At 55.8% G+C, this 22,261-nt stretch carries 17 protein-coding genes and 1 pseudogene; 11 read left to right on the top strand and 7 right to left on the bottom strand.

Annotated features, from left to right (window positions below; all coding sequences use genetic code 11):
• Nucleotides 1-168 precede the first annotated feature (168 nt).
• Complete coding sequence (locus tag FXO11_RS20520) at nt 169-1,290, top strand: fibronectin type III domain-containing protein (protein ID WP_227545898.1); 1,122 nt, start codon at nt 169-171, stop codon at nt 1,288-1,290.
• An 89-nt stretch (nt 1,291-1,379) separates the two neighbouring features.
• On the opposite strand, the gene FXO11_RS12870 is transcribed toward FXO11_RS20520, so the two are convergent.
• The 4 genes from FXO11_RS12870 to FXO11_RS12855 form a co-directional block, all read right to left on the bottom strand.
• Nucleotides 1,380-3,989 (bottom strand): CHASE2 domain-containing protein, encoded by a 2,610-nt coding sequence (locus FXO11_RS12870; RefSeq protein ID WP_148863347.1) that lies wholly within the window; start codon nt 3,987-3,989, stop codon nt 1,380-1,382.
• 108 nt (nt 3,990-4,097) lie between these two features.
• Complete coding sequence (locus FXO11_RS12865; RefSeq protein ID WP_148863346.1) at nt 4,098-5,753, bottom strand: FecR domain-containing protein; 1,656 nt, start codon at nt 5,751-5,753, stop codon at nt 4,098-4,100.
• A gap of 47 nt (nt 5,754-5,800) precedes the next feature.
• Nucleotides 5,801-6,532 (bottom strand): response regulator transcription factor, encoded by a 732-nt coding sequence (locus FXO11_RS12860; RefSeq protein ID WP_148863345.1) that lies wholly within the window; start codon nt 6,530-6,532, stop codon nt 5,801-5,803.
• A 315-nt stretch (nt 6,533-6,847) separates the two neighbouring features.
• Nucleotides 6,848-9,013, bottom strand: coding sequence for a DNA topoisomerase III (locus FXO11_RS12855; protein WP_148863344.1), 2,166 nt, complete (start codon nt 9,011-9,013; stop codon nt 6,848-6,850).
• 119 nt (nt 9,014-9,132) lie between these two features.
• Here FXO11_RS12855 and FXO11_RS12850 point away from each other — a divergent pair, with 119 nt between their 5' ends.
• Nucleotides 9,133-9,471 (top strand): BolA family protein, encoded by a 339-nt coding sequence (locus FXO11_RS12850; RefSeq protein ID WP_148863343.1) that lies wholly within the window; start codon nt 9,133-9,135, stop codon nt 9,469-9,471.
• A 46-nt stretch (nt 9,472-9,517) separates the two neighbouring features.
• The gene (locus FXO11_RS12845) at nt 9,518-10,138 is read left to right on the top strand and encodes an L-threonylcarbamoyladenylate synthase (RefSeq protein WP_148863342.1); all 621 of its coding nucleotides are present in this window, start codon (nt 9,518-9,520) and stop codon (nt 10,136-10,138) included.
• Nucleotides 10,139-10,150: 12 nt separating this feature from the next.
• Here FXO11_RS12845 and FXO11_RS12840 read toward each other — a convergent pair whose 3' ends face one another.
• Nucleotides 10,151-10,792, bottom strand: coding sequence for a hypothetical protein (locus FXO11_RS12840; protein ID WP_148863341.1), 642 nt, complete (start codon nt 10,790-10,792; stop codon nt 10,151-10,153).
• Between the two features lie 217 nt (nt 10,793-11,009).
• On the opposite strand from FXO11_RS12840, the gene FXO11_RS12835 reads away from it, so the two are divergent.
• From FXO11_RS12835 to FXO11_RS20585, 6 genes are all read left to right on the top strand, one after another.
• Complete coding sequence (locus tag FXO11_RS12835; RefSeq protein WP_148863340.1) at nt 11,010-11,699, top strand: SDR family oxidoreductase; 690 nt, start codon at nt 11,010-11,012, stop codon at nt 11,697-11,699.
• Nucleotides 11,700-12,034: 335 nt separating this feature from the next.
• Nucleotides 12,035-13,198 carry a zinc-dependent alcohol dehydrogenase gene (locus tag FXO11_RS12830; RefSeq protein WP_148863339.1) on the top strand — a complete coding sequence of 388 codons (1,164 nt, stop codon included), beginning with the start codon at nt 12,035-12,037 and terminating at the stop codon, nt 13,196-13,198.
• A 173-nt stretch (nt 13,199-13,371) separates the two neighbouring features.
• Complete coding sequence (locus tag FXO11_RS12825) at nt 13,372-14,571, top strand: oxidoreductase (protein ID WP_148863338.1); 1,200 nt, start codon at nt 13,372-13,374, stop codon at nt 14,569-14,571.
• A gap of 94 nt (nt 14,572-14,665) precedes the next feature.
• On the top strand, nt 14,666-16,033 hold the full coding sequence (locus FXO11_RS12820) for a dihydrolipoyl dehydrogenase family protein (protein WP_168203170.1): 1,368 nt from the start codon (nt 14,666-14,668) through the stop codon (nt 16,031-16,033).
• 10 nt (nt 16,034-16,043) lie between these two features.
• A complete protein-coding gene (locus FXO11_RS12815) occupies nt 16,044-17,036 on the top strand; it encodes a zinc-dependent alcohol dehydrogenase family protein (protein ID WP_148863336.1) in 993 nt (330 codons plus the stop codon).
• A gap of 97 nt (nt 17,037-17,133) precedes the next feature.
• Entirely contained in the window at nt 17,134-17,262 is a 129-nt protein-coding gene (locus FXO11_RS20585; RefSeq protein ID WP_264766171.1) for a hypothetical protein, read from the top strand.
• A 457-nt stretch (nt 17,263-17,719) separates the two neighbouring features.
• Here the strand turns inward: FXO11_RS20585 and FXO11_RS12810 are convergent, their stop codons facing one another.
• Complete coding sequence (locus FXO11_RS12810; RefSeq protein ID WP_148863335.1) at nt 17,720-18,478, bottom strand: ZIP family metal transporter; 759 nt, start codon at nt 18,476-18,478, stop codon at nt 17,720-17,722.
• 475 nt (nt 18,479-18,953) lie between these two features.
• Between FXO11_RS12810 and FXO11_RS12805 the strand changes: the two genes are divergently transcribed.
• Together FXO11_RS12805 and FXO11_RS20515 are read left to right on the top strand one after the other, a co-directional pair.
• Nucleotides 18,954-19,943 carry a porin gene (locus tag FXO11_RS12805; RefSeq protein WP_227545897.1) on the top strand — a complete coding sequence of 330 codons (990 nt, stop codon included), beginning with the start codon at nt 18,954-18,956 and terminating at the stop codon, nt 19,941-19,943.
• A 216-nt stretch (nt 19,944-20,159) separates the two neighbouring features.
• Nucleotides 20,160-20,417 (top strand): annotated as a pseudogene (locus FXO11_RS20515) (group II intron reverse transcriptase/maturase); the annotation flags it as partial.
• 409 nt (nt 20,418-20,826) lie between these two features.
• On the opposite strand, the gene FXO11_RS12795 reads toward FXO11_RS20515, so the two are convergent.
• Nucleotides 20,827-22,140 carry an ATP-binding protein gene (locus tag FXO11_RS12795; protein ID WP_148863334.1) on the bottom strand — a complete coding sequence of 438 codons (1,314 nt, stop codon included), beginning with the start codon at nt 22,138-22,140 and terminating at the stop codon, nt 20,827-20,829.
• Between the last annotated feature and the right edge of the window lie 121 nt (nt 22,141-22,261).

The following is a 22,261-nucleotide window of genomic DNA, read 5'->3' as shown; positions in this document are numbered from 1 at the left end:
TATCGGTGGCAAAAGATGTTTTTATCCGTCATTAAACAGTCAGGGGCAGGGATCGCCGGTTTAGCACTCTCCCTTATTCTTACTGGGTGTGGTGGAGGTCTCTTCGATGGCTCAAGTTCCTCTGCTTCAAGCAACACCGCTTCAACCAATACGGCTTCAGAGTCTATCGTGCTCAATGGTGGCGCTATCAAGGGCGTTGTCAGCCAGGGGCAGGTCAAGGCTTGGAGTCTTGAGATTAGCCCCCAGACGGGTAAATACGAGGCAGTCGCTACACTGGGGCAGACCGCGGTAACGGACAGTCAGGGCCGCTTCCAGCTCCCGGTTGCGGGTAAGACCTCAGGTTGGGTGTTGATTGAACTGAGCGCCGACGGACAAACCCGGATGACCTGCGATGTCGTGCCATCCTGTTTCGTGGGCACACCGGATGCGGTTGCTTTTGGCGAGACCTTTATCCTGAGCGAAGACTTCCGTCTGCGCGCTGCGGTCAACCTGGATGCTTCGCGGGAAGTTTATCTGACCCCGCTGTCCACGCTGGCGGTTGCCCTAGCCGAAGAGTCCACAGCGGGGCTGGCCGGAAACAGTATTGAACAGGCTTACGGTGAAATGGAGTCTGCTTTCGGATTGCGCGCCGGCACCCTGCAATTGCCACCGCCGGATTTGGTTCGTCTTGACGGATTCACAGGCAGTACGGACGCTGTCCAGCTCGCGGTCATCAACGCGGCGTTCCTGTCTCTCGTAGACGGAACGAACTGGAACTCGATCGAAGAGGTACTTGCGGACAGCGAGGCGCTCATTCGCAGCGAGGGAGCCTTCTCGGCGACAACGGATAGCGACGGTAAGCCCTCTGTCGATAAAGTTATGCTGCGGTCCGTGATGTTATCCGAGGACCTTCAAGGCAGAGTCGTAGATAGCAGCGTACGGCAGTCTTTGGAGACTGTGAAAACGCTAACGGAAAACTTCTACACGCAGATCGTATCCTCGAACACCGGTGATCGCGGAGATCGGGGTGATCAGGCCGAAGTCGCCGATACCTATGCACGACTGAGCTGGGACGCGCCGTTTACGCGGATGAACGGCGATAAGTTGTATTTAGGCGAATTGAGCGGTTACGAAATCCGTTACGGTCGTGATGCCGACGAAATGGACAACGCGGTCACTATCGATGACGCCAATGCCACCAGCTACACCATCGAGAACTTGGCGGAAGGCGAGTGGTACTTCGCGGTCAGGGCAATCGATACCGAAGGTCTGGCCAGCGCGTTATCGAGTGTGGTCAGCAAGTCGATCTAAATAGACCGCAGATTGCCCCTCTAATGGGTTAGAAAATCTATTTGGACAAGCGGCGCTCGTTGATTTCCGGCGAGCGCCGCATAAGATCTTCACTCCGGCGTCGGTGCCATCAACGCCAACGGATCGGCCACCGGAAGACGTATCGTGAAGGCCGATCCCTCGCCTTCTGTTGATTGCACACTTATTTCTCCCTTGTGTTTGTCGACCACCACCTTCACGAAAGATAAGCCCAGACCCGCGCCCCGGTTGCCTGAAAGCTCCGTGCTCTTTTGGCGCCGGTAACGGTCGAACAGGTGAGGGAGTTCATCTTCGGCAATGCCGGCACCTTCGTCTGAGATGGCAAGGCAAACCTGATGCCCCGCGCGGAAAACCTGGATGGTTACCGTCGAGCCGGAGGGACTATATTGCACCGCATTGGTCAACAGGTTGATGACCGCGCGTTCCAATAGCTCGGCGTTACCTCGCAGCCAGATATCTTCGGCGCCATGCAGTGCCAACTCGATGCCTTTGCTGAGCGCCTGCTCGCTCACACTGTCCCGGGCGTTTTCCACCACGGCTAGAAATTCGCAATCGTAAAAACGGGTTTCGGTGAGTTGCTCTGCCCGGGCCAGCTGAACGAATTCTTCCGCTAGCTGATAGCTACGGCGGGCCAGTTTGCCCAAATGCTCAAGCTGCTCGGGCCCGATTGATTCCGGCCGGCGCTTGAGTTGTGCGATGAGAGCCAATTGGGAAACCAGGGGAGAACGCACGTCGTGTGAAATGAAGTCGATGGCTTCCCGGTGCTGTCGCTGTTGCTCGCGGAGCTCCGAGATGTTGGAAATGTTGGCTATGATGCCGTGCTGGTCGGAGTCCGACATGCTGAACGGCGCGAGGTGGATCAACAGGTCCAGACCCTTGATTCGAAGGTCGACCGTGCGGGTCTGACCCAGCGTCAAGGTATCGGCGATGGTTTCTTGCCAGGGAGCGGAGTCGCGAGGGTCGTGGGCATTGAGCAATGCCGGTAGTGGCATACCGATGAGGCTGGGCCGAGGTTCGCCGAACCACTCTTCGATGTGCCCATTGACGAACTGGATCGTCGCCAAGGCGTCGGTCACGATGACGCCATCCGGCATCCGTTCGAAGCCGCGGCCGATAAACTCCCGCATACCTGTCAGAGATTCAATGGCATAGCGCACCCGCTCGATACGGGCGCCAATATTCTCAGCCGGAAATTCACGTTCCGAATCGATGAACTTGTCTGGATTGTCGATGCGCAACCGCTGCAAATAGCGTCGGCTGGCTTCCCTGGAAAGACTGGGAGGTAGCTCGAGTCCAAGGTCGAACTGGCGCTCGCCGCGACTGAAGCGTATCCAGCTTTGGTCTTCCACATGTGTCCATTGGCCGATACTAAGCGCTGGCGGACGATCGTTTGCCGTCAATCGGTGGCGCGCCACAATGACGTCGCCCTGGGATAACCACCAGCCGTTGGCTTGCAGCAGGTGCCGGAGATCTTCGACGATCCTCAGCGGCTGTTGGTCCTGCGGGTCTTTGAGCCCGAGCCCGGGATCGTGACTGAGCGCATCAAGCTGCCGGTTGAGAAAAGTATTAAGTAGCGTCAAGCGCCGTGTGCTCCACAGCGGGTAGGCAATCAGCGGTATCAGCAACGCTTGGGCTACCGGCACCCACAGGTGGAAATGCCGGAAAAGTAGGGTCGACGCGAGGAGGAAGAGGGCGCTGGTCATCAGGCACACCCAGAGGGTATGCGACGGCTTGAGTTGAGGCAGGGCTAAACTAATGAAAAGGACGACTGCAATAACCAGGATCGCTACCTGATACTTCGGTAGCGTATCGATCACCTTACCCTGCGCCAGGGCAGAATAGGCGTTGGCGTGGAATTCGACGCCGGACATCGGGCTGGCGAGCCCTGACAGGGGGGTCGGTAGGACATCGCCGAAGCCCGGCGCCGTGGCACCTATGAAGACCGTTTTGCCGGTAAAACGATCCATGGTCTCCCGACCGAGGAGTACATCGCTGTATGAGCTTGCCGAAACGGTGCCAACGCGGCCTGATAGCGGGATATGGGCGTACTGGCTGCGCACGTTCACGTACGGCGATGTAGGCTCGTCCAACGGGACAGCCTCAGGCACGCGCTGGTCATCGAGTTTGGCAGCCGCCAGAGAAATGGCCGGCCAGGTCGCCTCACCCAGACCGCTGTAAAGATACAGTCCGCGGGCGATGCCATCTTCATCCAGTTCCACATGCACGTGTCCCAAGGCCCCGGCGGCGCGGGTAAGTTCGGCAGTGGGAAGTTGTTCCGAGAGCGGGGAGTCTGCCGTGGATGGATAAAGATGAACGGGAAGCACGACCTTGCCGTGTCGGCGCATGGCAGCGGCCAGCGGGGCGTCTCCAGGACTGGGTTCGGTAAACAGGATATCGAAGACGACGACGTTGGCGCCTGCTGCGTTCAGTCGTGTAATCAGTTCGGCATGCCGCTCGCGGGGCCAGGGCCAGCGCCCAAGCTCACGCAGGCTTCTCTCGTCGATAGCGATTAATTCGAGATTTTGCGAAGGCGCCAGCGGCGTACCCATGGCCAGCGTATCGTAGAACCAGAGGTCGAGCCGCTGTGGAAGACCGGCAAGTTTCAGCGCGAACGCAACGAGGATGAGGGGGAGCGCCAGTTTCCAGGCCGTGCGCGTCAGTCGAAACCATTCCCTGTACATGCGTCTCGCTTAGTTAAGCCCGCCTAACCCATGGTTATTCCTGCCCCATGTCGTTTGGGGGCAGTCAACCCCCTTGTTTGGGCTTCAGTTGACAAGTCGTTTGGCGGTTCAGTTAACAAAAAGCTCCCTGCCAGGTCCCCACCGACCTGTGATTGGACCGTCAGAAAGCGCTTTTAAGCGCACAAAATACCGCCTTCCGGGAATCAGGCGCAAGGCCGCTGTGGTATCGGCGACGTTTGCTTCCTTGATGATGTTGTGGAAACTCGGGTCCTCAGACAGTTGTAGCAGGTACTTGTCGGCGGAACGTACTTGTTGCCAGAAGATACGCACCTGGCTGTCGACGTAGTTGATATTAATGATGCGAGCTGGGGGCAATGTGCCGTTGATCATCAGCTTCCGCGGTTCCGACATGGCGATGGACGTCCCCCCCGCTTCCGTCACGACGCGCCAGTAGTACTCCCCAGGATTGAGAGGACGTGTAGGAATGGCGTTGCTATCCGGCGCCCATTCGCTGGTTGCGGCGAGATCGGAAAAATCGGGTGTCTCGGCCACTTCGACTCGCGCAACTTCGTTGCTACCGTTGTACTGCCAGGAAAACGATGGCATCTCATCGTCAAGCTGGGCGTCGGCGGCCGGTTGTTCCAGTGTGGCGGTTTTGGCTTGCTGGGCCACGTCGAACTGCTGCCGATAGGGCATGCCGGGCATGCCGCGAGGGTCAACTGCCGCCAGACGGATGTTGTAGCGCCCGTTGTCCAGGTGGTTGAAGGACAGGACGGGGTTTTTGGTTTGTTTGCGTGTCACCCACTGGCCGGTGTCGGCATTGAAGATGTCGAGCTGATAGTGGCTGGCGCCCGCGATATCGGGCCAGTTCAGTTCGAGCGGCAGCTTATGCGCTGTCTCGGGTAAGGGGCTACCGGGCTGTGGCGCGGACGGCAACCGCCGGATATCCACCGGGTTGAGAGTCCCCTTGCCAGCGATCCCGCTGAAGCCCGCTGGAATATTGACGGTCTTGCCGGACGGTCCGAAGGCGACAGCGCCTTCCGTTACTTGTAGTTCGGTTTTGGAAGCGTCCACCCGCAGCCTGAAGGCGGTGCCGCGCACTGCGGCCACGGCGGAAGGTGTATCGATCTCAAAGCGTGAGCCGTCCTCGATCAGGACTTCGACGTCCGCATCCAGCTCGCCCCGGCCCAGGCGCATGCGGGTATCCACCATGCCCGTCTTGCCGAAACGGGTCAGCCGATTGAAAATCAGATGGCTTTCTTTTCCAAGACGCATCAGTGAGCCGTCTGCCAATTGGATAACGGCGAAGCCCGAATGGGTCGTGATTTCGTCACCGGCCTGAATCGTCATTTGCGGCGTGAGGGGTTGTCGCCTGCCCGATACGCCATCAACGTGCTGGACGGGACCCGATACCGCGAGCGCCATGGCGGGTTCGGGCCGTTTTTCCAGCCAGCTGACCGGAATGTTAATGCTTTGGCCCGGAAGAACGGCCTGCGGATCGTCAATGTCGTTGTAGCGTGCCAACTGAAACATATCGAATCCGCTAGCGAGCAGGCGATGGCTGATCTGAGGTAAGGTTTCGCCGGGGCGCAACGTGTAGCGCCAGTCCTGCAGGTCTCGCGAATGGGCCGATGGCGTATAGGCTACGGTTTGGGAGCCCCGGGTAATCGGTAGTTCGGCCTGAACGGGTGAGATGGCAACAGCCATCAACACCAAGCCGACTGCACGGACGATTCCCGGTAGAGGGGTTGTCGATAGTCGCATGAACGTCGCCTTTACGGCTTTTGGGGTCGAAAACAATCGTCGGGCTTTTAGCCCAATGACTCGTCACTGACGGCGCTATCCATTTCAGTGCCCAGTTCGTCCATGGCTTCGAGGCGGTATCCTCGCTGATAGATGGTCTTAATACGGAATCCATTTTCCGGCTTGATACCCAGCCGTCGCCTTAGACGGCTCATATGAGTGTCCACGGTGCGGGTATTGATATCCCGTGTGACGCCCCAGACCCGCTCCAGCAGCATTTCCCGTGTTAGCAGGCGGCCCTTGTTCTGGAACAGGAAAAGCGTCAGGTCGAAATCCTTATCGGTCAGGGTCAGCAATTCGCCACGCAAGTGGATCATGCGAGCCTTGGTATCGATCTTGAACGCGCCGTACTCCAAGGTCTGGCGATCCACTTCTGGGTTGCTGCGGCGCACCAGCGCGTGGATACGCGCCAGCAGTTCCGCTGGGCGAGCCGGCTTGGCGAGGTAATCGTCTGCACCGCCATCCAGGGCCTGAACAATGTCCTGCTCGCTATCGCGCTGGGTCAGGAACACGACCGGGATCGGCCAGTTAAGCTGAGCCCGAACGTGCTTGAGCACATCAATGCCGGTCATGTCTGGAATCTGCCAGTCCAGGATCAGCAGATCGTAGCTACGATGGGTGACCGCGCTTAGGAACGACTGGCCTGTCTGAAAGCTGTCGCAGTGATGATCGCTTTCCCTGAGCAGGTGTTCTATGTTCCTGGCTTGCTCCAGTTGATCTTCCAAAAGAGCGATGCGCATTGAGTTTCTCCTGAGAATATTGGCGCAAAACGGGTGCAGAGCCGACGCCATTCTATTGATTATTTTCGCAAATCGAGGGCCTGCGGTCAGTGTCGTTGTGTAGCGTACTGTTAATAAATCGGACAGCGATATCCGTACCGTAAAGTCCTGTCCGGGTTATTCGCATACCTAAGGATTTTCTGAGCAAACGTGTACGTTTTTTACCGGACCTGAAGATAGGTGTGCTTAGGCTGCTCGCTGTGGCGAGCTGGAGAGGGTGGTGCACTGGAGAGAAAGCGAGCGCATGGAGCCGCTTTACGGGCTAATGCCCGCCACTCAGGGGCGGACGGTGGAAGGCTTTCCGTCAACATCACTGACTGTGTGCCGGCAGGATGGGTAGTTGCTGCAGCCCCAGAACCAGCCTTTCTTTCCGTGCCGTCGAGTAAGCGGCGAATAGCAGGCCGGGCAGGGAGTCGGTGCCTGATTGGCGCCGTCGGCATGGTCCGTATCGTCTTCTATGGGGCGGGTGCCTTTGCATTGGGGATATCGTGAGCAAGCCCAGAATGGTCCAAACTTGCCGTCCCGTTCACGCATGGGTGCCCGGCATTGAGGGCAGTGCACGCCCGTTTGCTCTGGCGGCGGCCCAGGGATTCCGGCTGGAGCGTTCGACTTTAGAGACGTAATCAAGTCGGTGATCTGCGTCTCGATGGTTTGTAGAAAAAACCGGGGATCGGCTTCCCCCTGGCGAATTTGCTCCAGAGTGGCTTCCCATACCGCGGTCATATCCGGCTGAGCGACGACGGCGGGTAAAGCACCGATTAGATCATGACCTTTTTCGCTGGCCTTGATGGCGCGCCCGTCCCGGAAAAGGTATTCACGCCGGAATAACGTCTCGATTATCCCGGCGCGAGTGGCTTCCGTGCCTAAACCATCCGTGTCCCGCAAGGTTTTGCGCAAGTCCGCGTCGGCTACGAATCGAGCAATGTGCGTCATCGCCGACAGCAGCGTGGAGTCGGTAAAATGACTGGGCGGCTGGGTCATTCGGTCTTTGATCTGCGGCGACGTACATTGGACCGCATCGCCTTGCTTGAGTCTTGGTAGGGGACGAGAGGGTCTATCCGATTGCTCTTTCTTGCGTAATTCCAGAGCTTTCCAGCCCTGATCCACCACGCCGGTTTCGGTGGCACGGAAGTCGTGGCCGGCGACCTTCACATCCAGGCGGCCTTCGCGGTGAATAGCGTCCGGATAGAATTGCATCAGGTAATAGCGGCTAATCAGCTCGTAGATTCGCTGCTCGGTCCTGCTCAGGTTGCCGGCCGGCCGCTGCCGACCGGTGGGAATAATGGCGTGGTGGGCATCCACCTTAGCGTCGTCCCAGGCCCGGGACTGGCGTTTGGTATCGGCCTGATCCGCCAACCGCTGCAAACCCGGAGCTATGCCTCTTAGTGCTGCAATAACCTCATGCTTTTGCTCAAAATGGGCCTCCGGTAAATACCGGCAGTCGGAACGCGGATAGGTGATCAGCTGATGCCTTTCGTACAAATTCTGCGCTGTGTCCAGCACGGCTTTTGCGCCCATGCCGAACAGCCGTCCGGCCTCGATCTGCAGCACGGAGAGCGATAGGGGTAACGGCGGCGCTTCGTTGCGATCGCGAAAACGGGCATTAACTATGTCGCCACTGCGGCCATCGACGTCAGCGGCGACCTGTTCCGCCACGTTGCGATCAAGGATACGCTCTTCCTCGTCCATGGCGTCCCGGACAGCGTCGCCGGGACGCCAGCGGGCGGTGAATGCCTCAGCCCCGCTTTGGGGATCACTGCCTTGTGGGACGCAGTTGATCGTCAGCGTATAAAAGGGGCGCGGCGTAAAGCCGGCAATAGTCTGGTCCCGTTCGACGATCAGGCCCAGCACCGGCGTTTGCACCCGGCCCACCGAGTAGACCCCTTGCTGCCCCTGCTGGCGGTAGCGCAGGGTATAGGCTCGGGTAAGATTGATGCCATACAGCCAGTCGGCCCGCTGACGAGCCAGGGCGGAGTGCGAGAGATGCCGAAACTCGCGGTTATCACGCAACCGGTTTAGCGAGCGGATCACCGCGGTCGGGGTCAGATCCTGAATAAGCAGGCGTTCCACCGGGCGCCGAACGCGACAGTAGCGCAGCACTTCGTCCACCAGAAGCTGGCCTTCACGGTCCGGGTCTCCGGCATGGACGATGGTTTCCGCCTTTCCGATCAGTGATTCCAGCACGCCCAGCTGTTCGCGAACGCTCTCCTTAGGGCTGACGGCCCACTGCTCGGGGACGATGGGAAGCTCATGCAACTGCCATTTCTGCCAGCGGGGATCGTACTGCCCAGGCTCGGAGGGCTCCAGCAGGTGGCCGATACACCAGCTCACGACATCTCTCTCGCCGCAGCGCAGCCAGCCCTTGCCTTTTTGCATCGGGCCGGGGAGGGCTGCGGCAATGGCGCGCCCGAGGCTGGGTTTTTCCGCGATAAAAAGCCGCATGGGATTCTCGGTGCTGGGAGCTAACGGGCGAAGGAAGATGGCCGACCTCGCCGGGACTGTCAAGCGCGACCGGCGCTCAATGTTGTACAATATGCCGAGTAGGATATGGGAGGTTCAAGATGCAAAATTCCAACGCGCCGATTCAGTCAGCGATTGAAAAGAAGCTTACCGATGGCTTCCAGGCCGCCCATCTTGAGGTGGCGAATGAGAGTCACATGCACAGTGTTCCCGCCAACTCGGAAACTCACTTCAAAGTGACCTTGGTTAGCGAGGATTTCGCCGGCAAGAACCGGGTAAAACGTCATCAGGCGATTTACGGCGCTCTGGGTCGCGAGCTTCAAGGGGGCGTGCATGCCCTGGCATTGCATCTCTATACGCCGGAGGAGTGGCAAGCCCGCAATGAAGTCTCTCCCGCTTCACCCCAGTGCCTGGGTGGTTCCAAGCACGACAAGGCATAGGCTGCCTGTCTACATTCGTCTTAATGACCGTTAGAAAGGATGTCTTATGAGTCAGTTTTTTCAGATTCACCCGGAAACACCGCAACTGCGCCTGATCAAGCAGGCGGTGGACATCCTGCGCAAAGGCGGCGTCGTCGTCTACCCGACGGACTCAGCCTACGCGATAGGCTGTCAGCTGGAGGATAAGCCGGCGACGGAACGTATCAAACGCATCCGCCGCCTGGACGACAAACATAACTTCACCCTGGTCTGCCGGGACCTGTCCGATATCGGGCAGTACGCCAAGGTGGACAATACCCAATATCGACTGTTGAAGACGTTCACGCCTGGGCCCTATACCTTTATTTTGGATGCGACCAGTGAAGTGCCACGTCGCTTGCTTCATCCCAAGCGACGCACGATTGGTTTACGGGTACCCGACAATGCCATCGTGCAGGCATTGCTGGCGGAACTGGGCGAGCCGATCATGAGCAGTACGCTGATCCTGCCGGGCGAAACCGAGCCGATGACCGATCCCTACGACATTCGCGAAACACTGGAGCACGACCTGGATCTGATCATCGATGGCGGATTCTGTGGCATGGAAGCAACGACCGTCGTGAACTTCTGCGGTGAGGTGCCCGAGATCGTGCGGGTCGGCAAGGGCGACCCCGAGCCGTTCCAATAGATTTTTGGCGAGTTAGGCGCGGGCGTTCAGGCTGAACGCGTAGTGCCGGTTCTGGCCTGCAGCGTCAAGACTGTCGGTGCCGGCGTTACGGCGTAGGCTGTCGAGGCGATGGGTGAGGTCCTGCAGGCCATTGAACTGCTGGTTCTCGCTCACCATCTGGTCGAGCAGGGTGTTACTGACGCCGTAGGCTTGATTGAGACGGAGCGCCGTATCCACGAATGACACCGTCGGTTCGTTGACACTGAGCCGGCTGAACGCCTCCTTGAAAGTCTTGTTGTTATCCAGATCTTTCTCAATCTGTTGCCGTGTGCTTTCCGGCATCACGCCCTGGATTGCGAATCCTCCCGTTTCTTTCTTTTCCACCGCAATCCGGGTGGCCGGATTCAGGCTGTACTCGGCAAGTTTATGCCGCAGGGTCTCACGAACGAAGGCATGATCCGGCCCGACATCCTGCTTATAACGATTCACAGAAAGCTGGCTGGAAGGCCTGCGTGGCTCTCCCCCGTTAAGGACAACGCTATCATCCGCGGCTGTTGCGGCTTTCTCCTCGGGCTTGGCAACAGCGGTCTGCGCGGCGGCCTGACGGGCGGCGCGATTTTCAGCGGCTTGTTGAAAGCTGGCTCCAGCACGGGCCAGTGATGCAAGCAATGACATGGTTTTTCTCGTCCTCGGGCGCCAAAACATTGTTATGACACATAGCATTAAGCACAAAACAGGCCAGCCCCGCCCGTCACATCACCTGATCGTCATTGCAGAACCGTAAAGTCCACGTGCTGGCGTGCGGTCTGGTTAACGCATTAACCTGGGAATTGACGAGTGTTTATTAAAGGGCGCTGGGCTTATTCACCTAGCCAAGCAAGAGGGACGCGATATGACAAGCAAGGTAATGTTGATCACTGGCGCTTCTACAGGCATCGGCGCCGCGACGGCTCGTGCGGCCGCGAAAGACGGTTACCATCTTGCTCTGGTGGCTCGTTCGGTCGATAAGTTGCAATCGTTGCAAGAGGAGTTGGGCGGTCCGGAGCAGGCCTTGGCGCTTGAGTGCGATGTTCAGGACTTCGATCAGCAGAAATCGGCTGTCGCGCAAACCCTGGACCGTTTCGGGCGTCTCGACGCAGTCTTTGCCAATGCTGGCCGGGGCGGCTCGCCCGGCGGGTTCAGCGGCGCCGATCATGAGGCTTGGCGCGACATGATCCTGACCAACATTTATGGCGTCGGCCTAACTATACAGGCGGCTCTGCCGGCACTGCGCGAATCGAAGGGCCATGTCTTGCTGACCGGCTCTGGCGCAGGCCGCGCCACCATTCCCGGGTCTATGTACAGTGCCACTAAGTGGGCGGTAACGGCTATTGGCTATAATTTGCGCGAAGAGCTGAGAGGCAGCGGCATTCGAGCAACCTTAATCGAGCCTGGTATGGTCGACACGCCATTTTTCGACGAAAAGCCGGAGCACGCCTTGGTTGACGACGATATCGCCCGAGCGGTGATGTATGCCGTGTCGCAGCCTGATCATGTGGACGTGAATGAAATTCTGGTGCGGCCGACGCCAAAAGTGGAGTGACGTGGCGAGGTACTGCGTGCCCGCTGTTGAGGACGCAACGTTTGCAAGTCGAATGGGCACTGACTTCACTTGCGTCATAAGGGTTTCCACTTATAGAAATAGTTGTCTTCCCTATGAGATCAAAAAACCGTGCTCTCAACGAAGTAGGAAATCCGAGCAGTCAAATCCGGCCGTGATGAGTATATCGTCCATCCAGCAGCGCTGTTTATGCTTTGGAGTTCGACTCGCCGCTACCCGATAGCGTAGCGCAACAGTAGTTCCTAGACACGAGCTCAAAAAGAGGATTTAAACACCTACCCAGCATTCTTACGCAAACTCAAAAGAGGACTGCCGATATGAAGGCTTTAACCTGGCATGGAACGCACGATGTTCGCGTAGATAACGTTGCAGACCCGAAAATCGAAGACAGCCGAGACGCTATTATAAAGGTCTCCGCCACCGCCATCTGCGGCTCCGACCTGCATTTGTACAATGGCTTGATGGGCGGTATGCAAGCGGGTGATGTGCTTGGCCACGAGTTTATGGGCGAAGTGGTGGAGACCGGCGCTGACGTGCCGAACCTGAAGCAGGGCGATCGCGTGGTGGTGCCCTTCACCATTGCTTGCGGTAGTTGCTTTTTCTGCAACAAAAGCCTGTATTCACTTTGCGATGAATCCAATCCCAACGCGGACAAGGCAGCCGAAGTAATGGGCCATTCGCCCTCCGCTCTGTTCGGTTATTCGCATCTCCTCGGCGGTATTCCAGGCGGCCAGGCCGAATATGTGCGCGTGCCATACGCGGACGTTGGGCCACTGAAAGTGGAATCGGATTATAGCGATGAGCAGTTGCTGTTCCTATCCGACATTTACCCCACCGGCTGGATGGCCGCGCATAATGCGGACATCGAGCCCGGCGATACGGTGGCTGTTTGGGGCTGCGGTCCCGTTGGCCAGTTCACGATTCGCAGCGCCTGGATGTTGGGTGCGGGACGAGTCATCGCCATCGACCGCGTACCGGAACGGCTGAAACTGGCCCACGACAAGGCCGGAGCGGAGACTATCAACTTCGAGGAGCAGGACGTTTATGAAGCCCTATTAGAAATGACCAAAGGCTTCGGGCCAGACCGCTGTATCGATGCGGTGGGCGCCGAAGCCCACGGCCAGGGCGACCCGGAAGCCGAGCGCCGGGATAGTGACTCGACTGAGGAAAATCATCCCGAGGCCCTCAACGAAATGATTCGCTGCTGCCGCAAGGGCGGCCATCTGTCGTTGCCCGGCGTGTACACCAACGCTGTGGACAATTTCTCGCTGCATGGGCTGATGAACAAGAGTCTGTCGCTCAAGAGCGGGCAAACCCATATGCAGCAGTATATGCCGCCTCTACTTAAAACGATCGAACAGGGCCTTATCGACCCGTCCTTCATCATCACCCATCGCCTCCCGTTGGCGGAAGCTCCGGATGGCTACGCAGCGTTCAACGCAAAGAAGGACGGCTGCATTAAAGTCGTAATGACCCCATAGCGTAATGACCCCCACAGAAGGTTCGGTGGAAGGCGAGCCTCAAATCACGATGTCATATGACATCACGTCAACCCGGACAGCCTTGGCCCCACCAAGGCTGTCGAAGCCAAGCATGAGGGGCTGACAACGTAAACCTGCCTCCTATTGTACTTACTTCTAAAGCAGGAACAGACATGGCCACCACCACATCTCTGAAACCCGAAAGTAACCGTTATCCCACCTTGTACACGCCGGGGCATATCGGCGGGAGCAGTTTGAAAAACCGCGCAATAGTCGCGCCTATGACACGGGTAAGCGCTAGCGAGGATGGTGTTCCTACCGAGCAGATGGCCCAATACTATGCCCGCTTTGCCCAAGGCGATTTTGCGTTGGTCATTACCGAGGGCACCTATCCGGATGAACGCTCTAGCCAGGGTTACGGCAATCAGCCTGGCATTGCCAACGATACCCAGAAAGACGCCTGGGCGCGGGTAGTGGACGCGGTACATAAATACCAAACGCCGATCTTCATGCAGATTATGCACGCTGGCGCCTTGGTGCAACGCAACCGCTGGAAGGACGACACGGTTGCACCCTCTAAGGTGCAGCCCCTGGGCGAGAAGATGTCGATGTACGGCGATGAGGGCGAATACGCCATGCCGACGGCTCTCACCGAGACCGGTATTTTTGAAGTGGTGGACGCTTTTGTCGACGCCGCCAGACGCGCCCGTGACGCCGGCTTCGACGGCGTGGAAATCCACGGCGCCAATGGCTATCTAATCGACCAGTTCATCACCGATTACAGCAATCAACGCACGGACGAATATGGCGGTGGTATTGGCAATCGTTTGCGCGTGCCACGGATGATCGTGCGCAGCGTCAAGGATGCGATGGGCGAAGGGTTTCCGGTGGGCATTCGGCTTTCACAGACCAAGGTCAACAATATGCAGCACCGCTGGGCCGGGGGTGAAGACGACGCCGCGCTCATCTTCCGCTCGCTGGCCGAGGCCGGTGTCGATTTTATACACATCACTGGCGCGGGCGCTGTCGATCCGGCATTTAGCAACGATGGCCCCAGCCTGGCTGAACTGGCTCGGCAACACGGCCGCGTGCCGGTGATCGGCAACGGCGAACTCGAAGATCCCGCACGGGCGGAAGCGTTGCTGGCGTCTGAGCATGTGCAGTTCGTCAGCCTCGCACGCGGGGCACTAGCGAACCCTGATTGGCCGCAGAAAATTGCCAATCATCATGACCCCCGCGCTTTCTCGACGGATATGATCTCGCCGGTAGCCACCCTGGATGCCCAAGCCGAGTGGGAACATGATACGGGGCAGAACAATCCGCTGATCCGCAACGCCACACCCTCGAACCAGGTAAAGGAATCGACGGACTAGTGCCCACCTGGACATCCAGGCTGGCATCGGTATGCCCGGCGGTGCCGGTGAACCGGGGCAATCTACTGTAAAACGGCCGAGGCGAGGTTTTAGCATGGCAGAAACCCTAAAGTACGATGTGGTCGTCATCGGCGGTGGCTCCGGCCTGACCGCCGCCTATTTCGCCAGCCAGGACGATAAGTCCGTAGCGCTGATAACCGACCGACCCGAGGCCATCGGGGGCACCTGCGTTAACTTTGGCTGTATCCCCACCAAGACGCTGGTTCAGTCCGCGCGCACCGTCGATGCCATTCGCGACGCCGCAACTTTCGGCGTGCATGTCGACCAAGAAAGCATGAGTATCGATTTCGCCGGAATCATGCGCCAGATGCGTTCGTCAAGGGCCAATAACGCGTCCGGCGCTCGCGAATGGGTGGAAGCCGCGATGACGCCGGTTTTCGAGCGGGTGCGGTTTGTCGGCGATAAGCTGCTGGAAACCGAAAGCGGCACGCGCATCACTGGCGACAAGATCTTCATCGCCAGCGGCGCGCGGGCGACCATTCCGCCGATCGAGGGCCTTGAAGACGCCGGTTACTGGACCAACGAAGATGTACTCGAACTCGAACAGCAGCCGGAAAGCCTGATTGTGATCGGCGGTGGCTATATCGGCGCAGAACTCGGCTATTTCTTCGCCGCCATGGGTACCGACGTCACGGTCGTCAATTCGAGCGAGGAACTGCTATCCGAAGACGACGACGTCCGCGCGCTGTTCACCGAGCAGTTCGGTAAACGGGTACGGTTGGTGACCGGCAAGGCGAAGCGCGCGAAGACCGAGGGTGTGACCAAGCGGGTTGAGGTAGAAACCGCCAACGGCTCGACGCAAACACTGGATGCAGAGCAGATACTCGTGGCCACCGGTCGTACGCCCAATACCGAAACGCTTGATCTGAGTCAGACCGGCGTGCAAGTAGACAACCGCGCTATCCGGGTAAACGCGCATCTACGCACCGATCACCCAGATATCTATGCTTACGGCGATGTGATTGGCCGAGGTATGTTCAAGCATGCATCGAGCTACGAAGGTGAGCTGGCCTATCGCAATTCCCAGGGCGGCGACGAAAGGATGTCGTATCGCAGCAACCCACATGCTGTGTTCAGCGACCCCGAGATCGGCGCGGTCGGCTTGAGCGAAGACGAATGCAAGCAGCAGGGTTTGGACTATCGCGTTGCTAAGGTCGATTACGCCGATGTGGCCAAGGGCAAAATCGTCGGCGCGCCGGCGGGCTTTGCCAAGCTAATCGTAGAAAACGGCAGCGAGCGGATTTTGGGCTGCCACATCATCGGCCCAAATGCCGCCTTGCTGATTCACGAAGTTGTTGTGGCCATGAATGCGGGCGACGGCACGGCCGATGCGGTATGCCGGTCCATCCACATCCATCCCAGCCTGTCCGAGATCATCGGCACGCTGTTCGATTCGATTTGAGGAGCATCACATGACTAAAGCGATCCGTTTCCATGAAACTGGCGGACCCGAAGTTCTGCAGTATGAAGAGGTCGAGGTCGGTGAACCCGGCGCCGGCGAGGTTCGCGTGAAGGTCGAGGCGATCGGCCTGAACCGCGCGGAGGCTATGTTTCGCTCAGGCAACTATTTAGAGGAGCCGCAACTACCGGCCGGTATCGGCTACGAAGGCTCCGGCATCGTTGAAGCGGTCGGAGACGGGGTCGATGGCGTCAGCCAAGGCGATTCGGTTTCCGTGATTCCCGGATTCTCGATGAACGATTACAGCTTCTACGCCGAACAGGCCATCGTGCCCGCTTATGCCGTGACCCCGCGCCCGCCGGGATTGGACGCGGTGCAGGCGGCTGCAGTATGGATGCCATTTCTGACCGCCTACGGCGCACTCATAGAAATTGGTCGGCTTAGCAGGAACGATGCAATCATTATCCCGGCGGCGTCGTCCAGCGTTGGCTTAGCCGCGATCCAGATCGCCAACAGCGTCGGCGCCATCTCTATCGCCGCTACGCGCACGTCGGCGAAAGTCGACGACCTGAAAAAAGCCGGGGCTGCACACGTCATCGTCACCGAGGAGCAGGATATCGCCGCCGAAGTGATGCGCATTACTGATGACGCTGGCGCCCGCCTGGTGTTCGACCCGGTCGCTGGACCCCAGGTCGAAAACCTGGTGGATGCCATGGCACCAGGCGGCACGCTGGTCGTCTACGGTGCCCTGTCGGGCGAGCCCACGCCATTCCCACTGATCAAGGGGCTCAAAAAGGCGTTGACCATGCGCGGCTATACGTTGTTCGAGGTTATTGGCGACGCCGAACGTTTTGAGCGTGGCAAGCGCTTTGTCAAAGAGGGACTTGAAAGCGGCGATTTCTCGGCCATCGTGTCCAAAACCTTTACCTTTGACGACATGATCGCCGCCCATGAGTACATGGAATCCAACCAGCAGTTCGGCAAGATCGTGGTGACCGTGCCTTGATCAGGAAACGATGTGAAAGATCGTACCTCAACAGACATGGCTGTCAGTGGAAGCGGCGGCCGTGGACGGATTGTTGATATGGTAATCCCCCTCAGCGGTGCGGGTCGATGCCTTTCAGGAGAACGGTTTCTTTCTGGACGTCATCAACCGCAAAGAAGCGCTGGATCACACTGTGGATCTGTCCCAGGGCGAGTGGGTGGAGAAGGTCACCTCCTCAACCGATTGAAAGCGGGATCTTTACCTTTCCAGAAGAACAATCGAGCACCCCCTGGATTGCGCTAGGGGGCGCCCGTTGTACATGGCTTGAACTAAACGACAGCTATGAGGACGGTGAAGGCAACACCGTTCAATACATTTACGTTCGATGCACCAATGTTATTAATTGGGTAAAGGGCAATACCGTTGGCACTCTGACCATCGCCGCCAGCAATTGTTCAGCTCAGTCGTTGGAGGGATCGCTGACGACTCTTCTTTGCTGTGTGCAGCACACGCGGTCGATAAATGGAGTATGCTTGCGACATTTACATTATTTTTTGCTTCGGTGCTAACTCACCAGGAAAAGCATCAACCGCAATATCACTATCGAATGATCATAGGACTCCTTCTGGATTAAGCGAAACGAGATCATGGCGAGATGCTTCGCATTCGACCAGAAGGGCGTGGCTATATTGGGGAACAGCCGATTAGCTTTGCGGCGTCACCGCTTCCAACCCGGCTGAGACCAGAACGAACAGGACGAAGCCGCCTATAAAGGCCAGAGGGGAGACATGGGTATCTTCTCCGCTCTCGTGGGCCTCGGATATCATGTCTTCGATAGCAGCAACCGTGAGGAGGCCTGCCGTGAATGTCAATGCTGCTAACTTTAACGTTTCTGGTTGGTTCCTGAGCACGAAGTAAGCGAAGGCGGCTGCCGAGAGTACGGGAATCACAAAGGAGGCAGAGATCAGCAGGCGCTTGCTGCGGGGGATCCCTTTGTCTTTCATGTTAGCGATCGTTGCGAAACCCTCAGGGACATCCGCGAGCACCTGGCCCGCTGCCAGAATCATTGCAACCGACGGCGAAACCGCCGATCCCGCCCCGATCAGAAGGCCATCGCTGAACAGATCAATGAACACGGCGATGTAGATCATCCAGACGCTCGTCTGACTGTTCTCTCCCTGCTGGCTTCGCCGCTTTTGGAAACCCTCAACGAGCTTTTCGATACCTACGTAAGCGATGCCGCCCAGTGTAAAAGCGATGGCGATTAGCCAGGCTGAAAGACTCTCCAGCACGCGTGGCATGATTTCAACCGACACCACTGCGATAATGAGTCCTGCTGCACCATGAAGGGCGTAATTGAGATGGCGCCCGGTAGTTCCGGAGACCTCCGCGGCTAGACCACCACCGAAGTTTCCCAACGCTGGGAATAGCGCCAAGCCAAGTACCAGCCAGATACTATCCATTAACTTCCTTCCTTCGTCGATTCTAGATGCGCTAGCTGACGGGCTTCGGACCTCGCGCTACTTGTTTTCGTACAGGCCTAGCGCGGTTGCACGGCCATTTCGATCACGTGTTCCAGGCATCGATAGCTGTACCGCTTGGTTTCAGGCCTTAAGCGCTAGGAGGTGTCGAGCGCCTTCGAGGACAAACAGCCTGATTATCGTACCGATAATCAGGCTCCGATAACTAGACCCCGATAACTAGACGAAGGTGCAATCTCTCATTTTCATACAAAAATATTCAATAAACCGTTGATGCTTTGATTTTCAAGTTCAATTCAGCTCTACATTTTATAATTAAAGGTTTTTATTTATCATTTTGAATTTAAAGATAAATAATCTGTTTGTAACTTATTTGTAACGCTGCGATACCACCATCTACTCAACATTTGAAAGGTTCAAGTGTCATGTTTTGTTGTTTAATTTGGGGATCTATCTCATGAATAAATATTTTTCAATGTTGGTTTTTGGTGGATTAAGTGTGGCGTCATTCAGTTCGCTTGCTTTCGAAGGGGCAGAAATCTACGGCAAAGCCAATGTTTCTTATGAGAATCAGGATGATGGTAATAATGGCACCTGGAAGCTCCAAAGTAATGCCTCACGTCTGGGCATAAAAGGTGCATTTTATACCGATATCGAGGGCCTGGAAGCGATTTATAAGGCCGAATTCGAAATCGCCATTGATGATGGGGACAAGGACGGCCAAACTCTTTCACAGCGAAATATCTTTGGCGGCTTTAAGCATGACGACTTAGGTACTTTAATAGCAGGAAAGTTTGATACGCCATTAAAATCATCCCAAGGAAAGATCGACCAATTTAATGACTTGCAGGGAGATATTAAGAACATCATCGCTGGAGAAAACCGAACCAGCAATATTATTCAGTACAGTTCTCCGCGCTTTCTGGACGCTATAGGTTTTGATATTGCCGTGGTCCCAGGTGAGGAGCAGTCAACTGGCGCAGAAAACGATGGCCCCGCCGATACTATCTCGAGCGCGGTTACCTTTGATAACGGCAGGTTCTTCGGGAGCGTCGCATATGACTCCGACGTTGAGGATTCATTGGAAGCGGATTCAAGCGGAGGCGAGCGTCTCAATATCCTGCGAGCTGTAGGTATAGCTAGGCTGGGTGACTTTCAGATAGGTGCGCTTTATCAGAGGGCCGATGAAAGTCATGGGCCCGGTCAGGAGGCTTCTTACCTATTAAGTGGAGCAGTCAAGCTCGATCGTTGGAAGTTTAGGGCGCAGTATGGTCTGACAGAGGGAGATACCACGGACGAGGAACTGACTCTTGCGGCTTTGGGGGTGGACTACAAGCTGGCCAGCAAGAGCAAAGCCTACGCTTATGTGTCTCGAGTTGAGGCGGAACTGGCCAGTTCCGAAGACACCACTTTTGGGGTAGGATTCGAACATAAATTTTCCATGTAACGTATTGCGCCGACTCTAGGTATCAAGTTATTTCATCCAGCTATCTTTAAATTTTTTATTATTTTCAACTTCATTTAAGGTTCGCATGAAACTATAGGCATGAGTTAACTGAGGTTTTTAAAGGCGGAAATTTTGATTTCCGCCTTTTTTTTGTGCGCGCCAGGCATGGCGCGTAGCGCCTTGACAGCGCTGTTCCGGTTCAGGTGGTGCTGGCCTGAGGCACTGGATGGCTGGGTTAGACGTCGCCTGCGGCTAATCCTGTGGCGGTGTCAACAGGCCCGCACTCGGGCTCGTAACCTGATGCGGCTCGGATTAACCGAGCCGAGGGATTGGACAAGCGCGGTGAATGGTCGTGGACCTTGGTGGAATAGTGGTGCGTCGCATATGAATGCGGCCCTGCCCAAGAAGGTGTTCGACCGCCTGTCTTTGGTAAGCTTGCTGGATACGATGAACCGGCTTCAGAGCCAACCATGAACCGCCGTGGTGCGGAACCGTATGCCCGGTGGTGTGAGAGGGTGGGGGAGGCAACTCCCCCTCCTACTCGATGCTCCGCATGCGAATGTTCTTATTAGCATACTCCAAGCAGGCTTAAACCATGAAAATTTAACAAGCAAACTGGAGGAAGTGAGGTGAAGTAAAGCGTTCTGTTTTCAGCAATGGCTGGATTGGCGATGGTTCCGGCAAGCTCGACTGCGACCGCCGCGGAAGTCGAGTTCCACGGTGATATGGATAATCGTTTTCAGGCGTGTCGGGAGCTTCCGAACTATTTTTTGTCTCTCCTGAAAAAATTCTAGTAAAAATTCCAAGCTATCTGATACACAAGTATATCGGATTCACCCATCAGTAGGTGTCTAATTAAATAATAAAAATTCATTTTCATAATTTAAATAATTTTCGGGAGTTCGACCATAACTCGAAGACCACCTTTAGGCGATGTCGAAAAGTGAATAATCCCGGTATAGTCAGTGACGATCTCTTCAACGATGGATAAGCCAAGTCCATACCCGGGAGTTTTCTCATCCAGTCTTTTTTGACGTTTTGTAAGCTCCGTAAGTTGGTGATCTGCCACCCCAGGCCCGTCATCTTCGACTAGAATGGTTAACGTCTCTTCTTGAACATTCAGATATAAATATGCTTCTTGGTAACTCCATTTACTAGCGTTGTCGAGCAAATTACCTATAATTTCGTTAAAGTCCCGTTCGTCAATTGGCCATACCAATTCTCTTGGCAGCGCTTCTTCAAGATAAATTTTCTTGGATGAATAAATTCGACTTACTGCATCTATTAGAGCCAGAGCCTTTTCAACTATTGGTGTCGCTTTTCCAATATGCTGGCCGGCCATTTCGGTCTTTCTCATTTGAATGTCTATTAATTCATGCATATCGGATAACTGGTATCTAAGTTCAGTAACAATTGTAGAAGGTATGGCGTTGTTATCTAGAATAGAATGCATGACGGCGAGAGGTGTTTTTAAGCTATGGGAGACGTCAGCGGCCAGGTGGCGCGAGCGATTCAGCTTTTTCTCATAGGACTCAAGTAACCGGTTTAGATGTTTGACCAACTCCCGGAATTCTTCCGGCACCTTTTCATCTAACCTCTTTCGGTCGCCCTTTTTTAGCGCATTCAGTTGCACGCTCATTACCCTTAAAGGCTTCAGAGCTATCGCAACTCCAAAATAGACAATAGTAGATGCTGCGATGAAAAGTGTAATCGAGAGGTACCATATTAGAGCGTGGAGTTTGTTAAGGATTTTGGCGCTGAAAGAATTTTTTTCGACAACAGCTACGGTTGTTTTTCGGCCCTCTATCTCAAACGTTGAACTATAACCTAGTGTAGAACGGTTGTTTTCGGATATGTGAAAGAGCCCTGATTGTCTCGATTCCTTGATTATGTCCAGATAGGGCTTTATCTGTTTGTTGGCAAAAGACTTACCTTCGCTATCTTCAATATAAATAGAGTATGACCCTGAGCCATATTTTTCTATAATATTGTTAGGGCTGTTTTTTCCGCTACTGTCTACCTCTTTTACAATTTGATTTGCTATTGTTTCTAGCTGATTTCGATGAAGTTCGTCATGGATGTAGTCTACTAAAATAGTCTGTGAAACATAAACTAACACTGCACAGAAAAATCCAATTAGTGTGAGATAGGAGAGTAGTTTGCGTTTTATAGATAGTCGTCGCTTTACGATTTTCATTTGCGTTCGCTATAACAACGAGATTAACAACACAATCTTTTTGGTGGGCACCAAAAAAGCCGCACAACTAATGTAGTGCGGCAAAATGGCACGGGGACCATCATGAGAAGGCTTAAAGATT

Source organism: Marinobacter fonticola (assembly GCF_008122265.1).
Lineage (GTDB): Bacteria > Pseudomonadota > Gammaproteobacteria > Pseudomonadales > Oleiphilaceae > Marinobacter_A > Marinobacter_A fonticola.
This window is presented reverse-complemented; position numbering and strand designations above follow the sequence as displayed.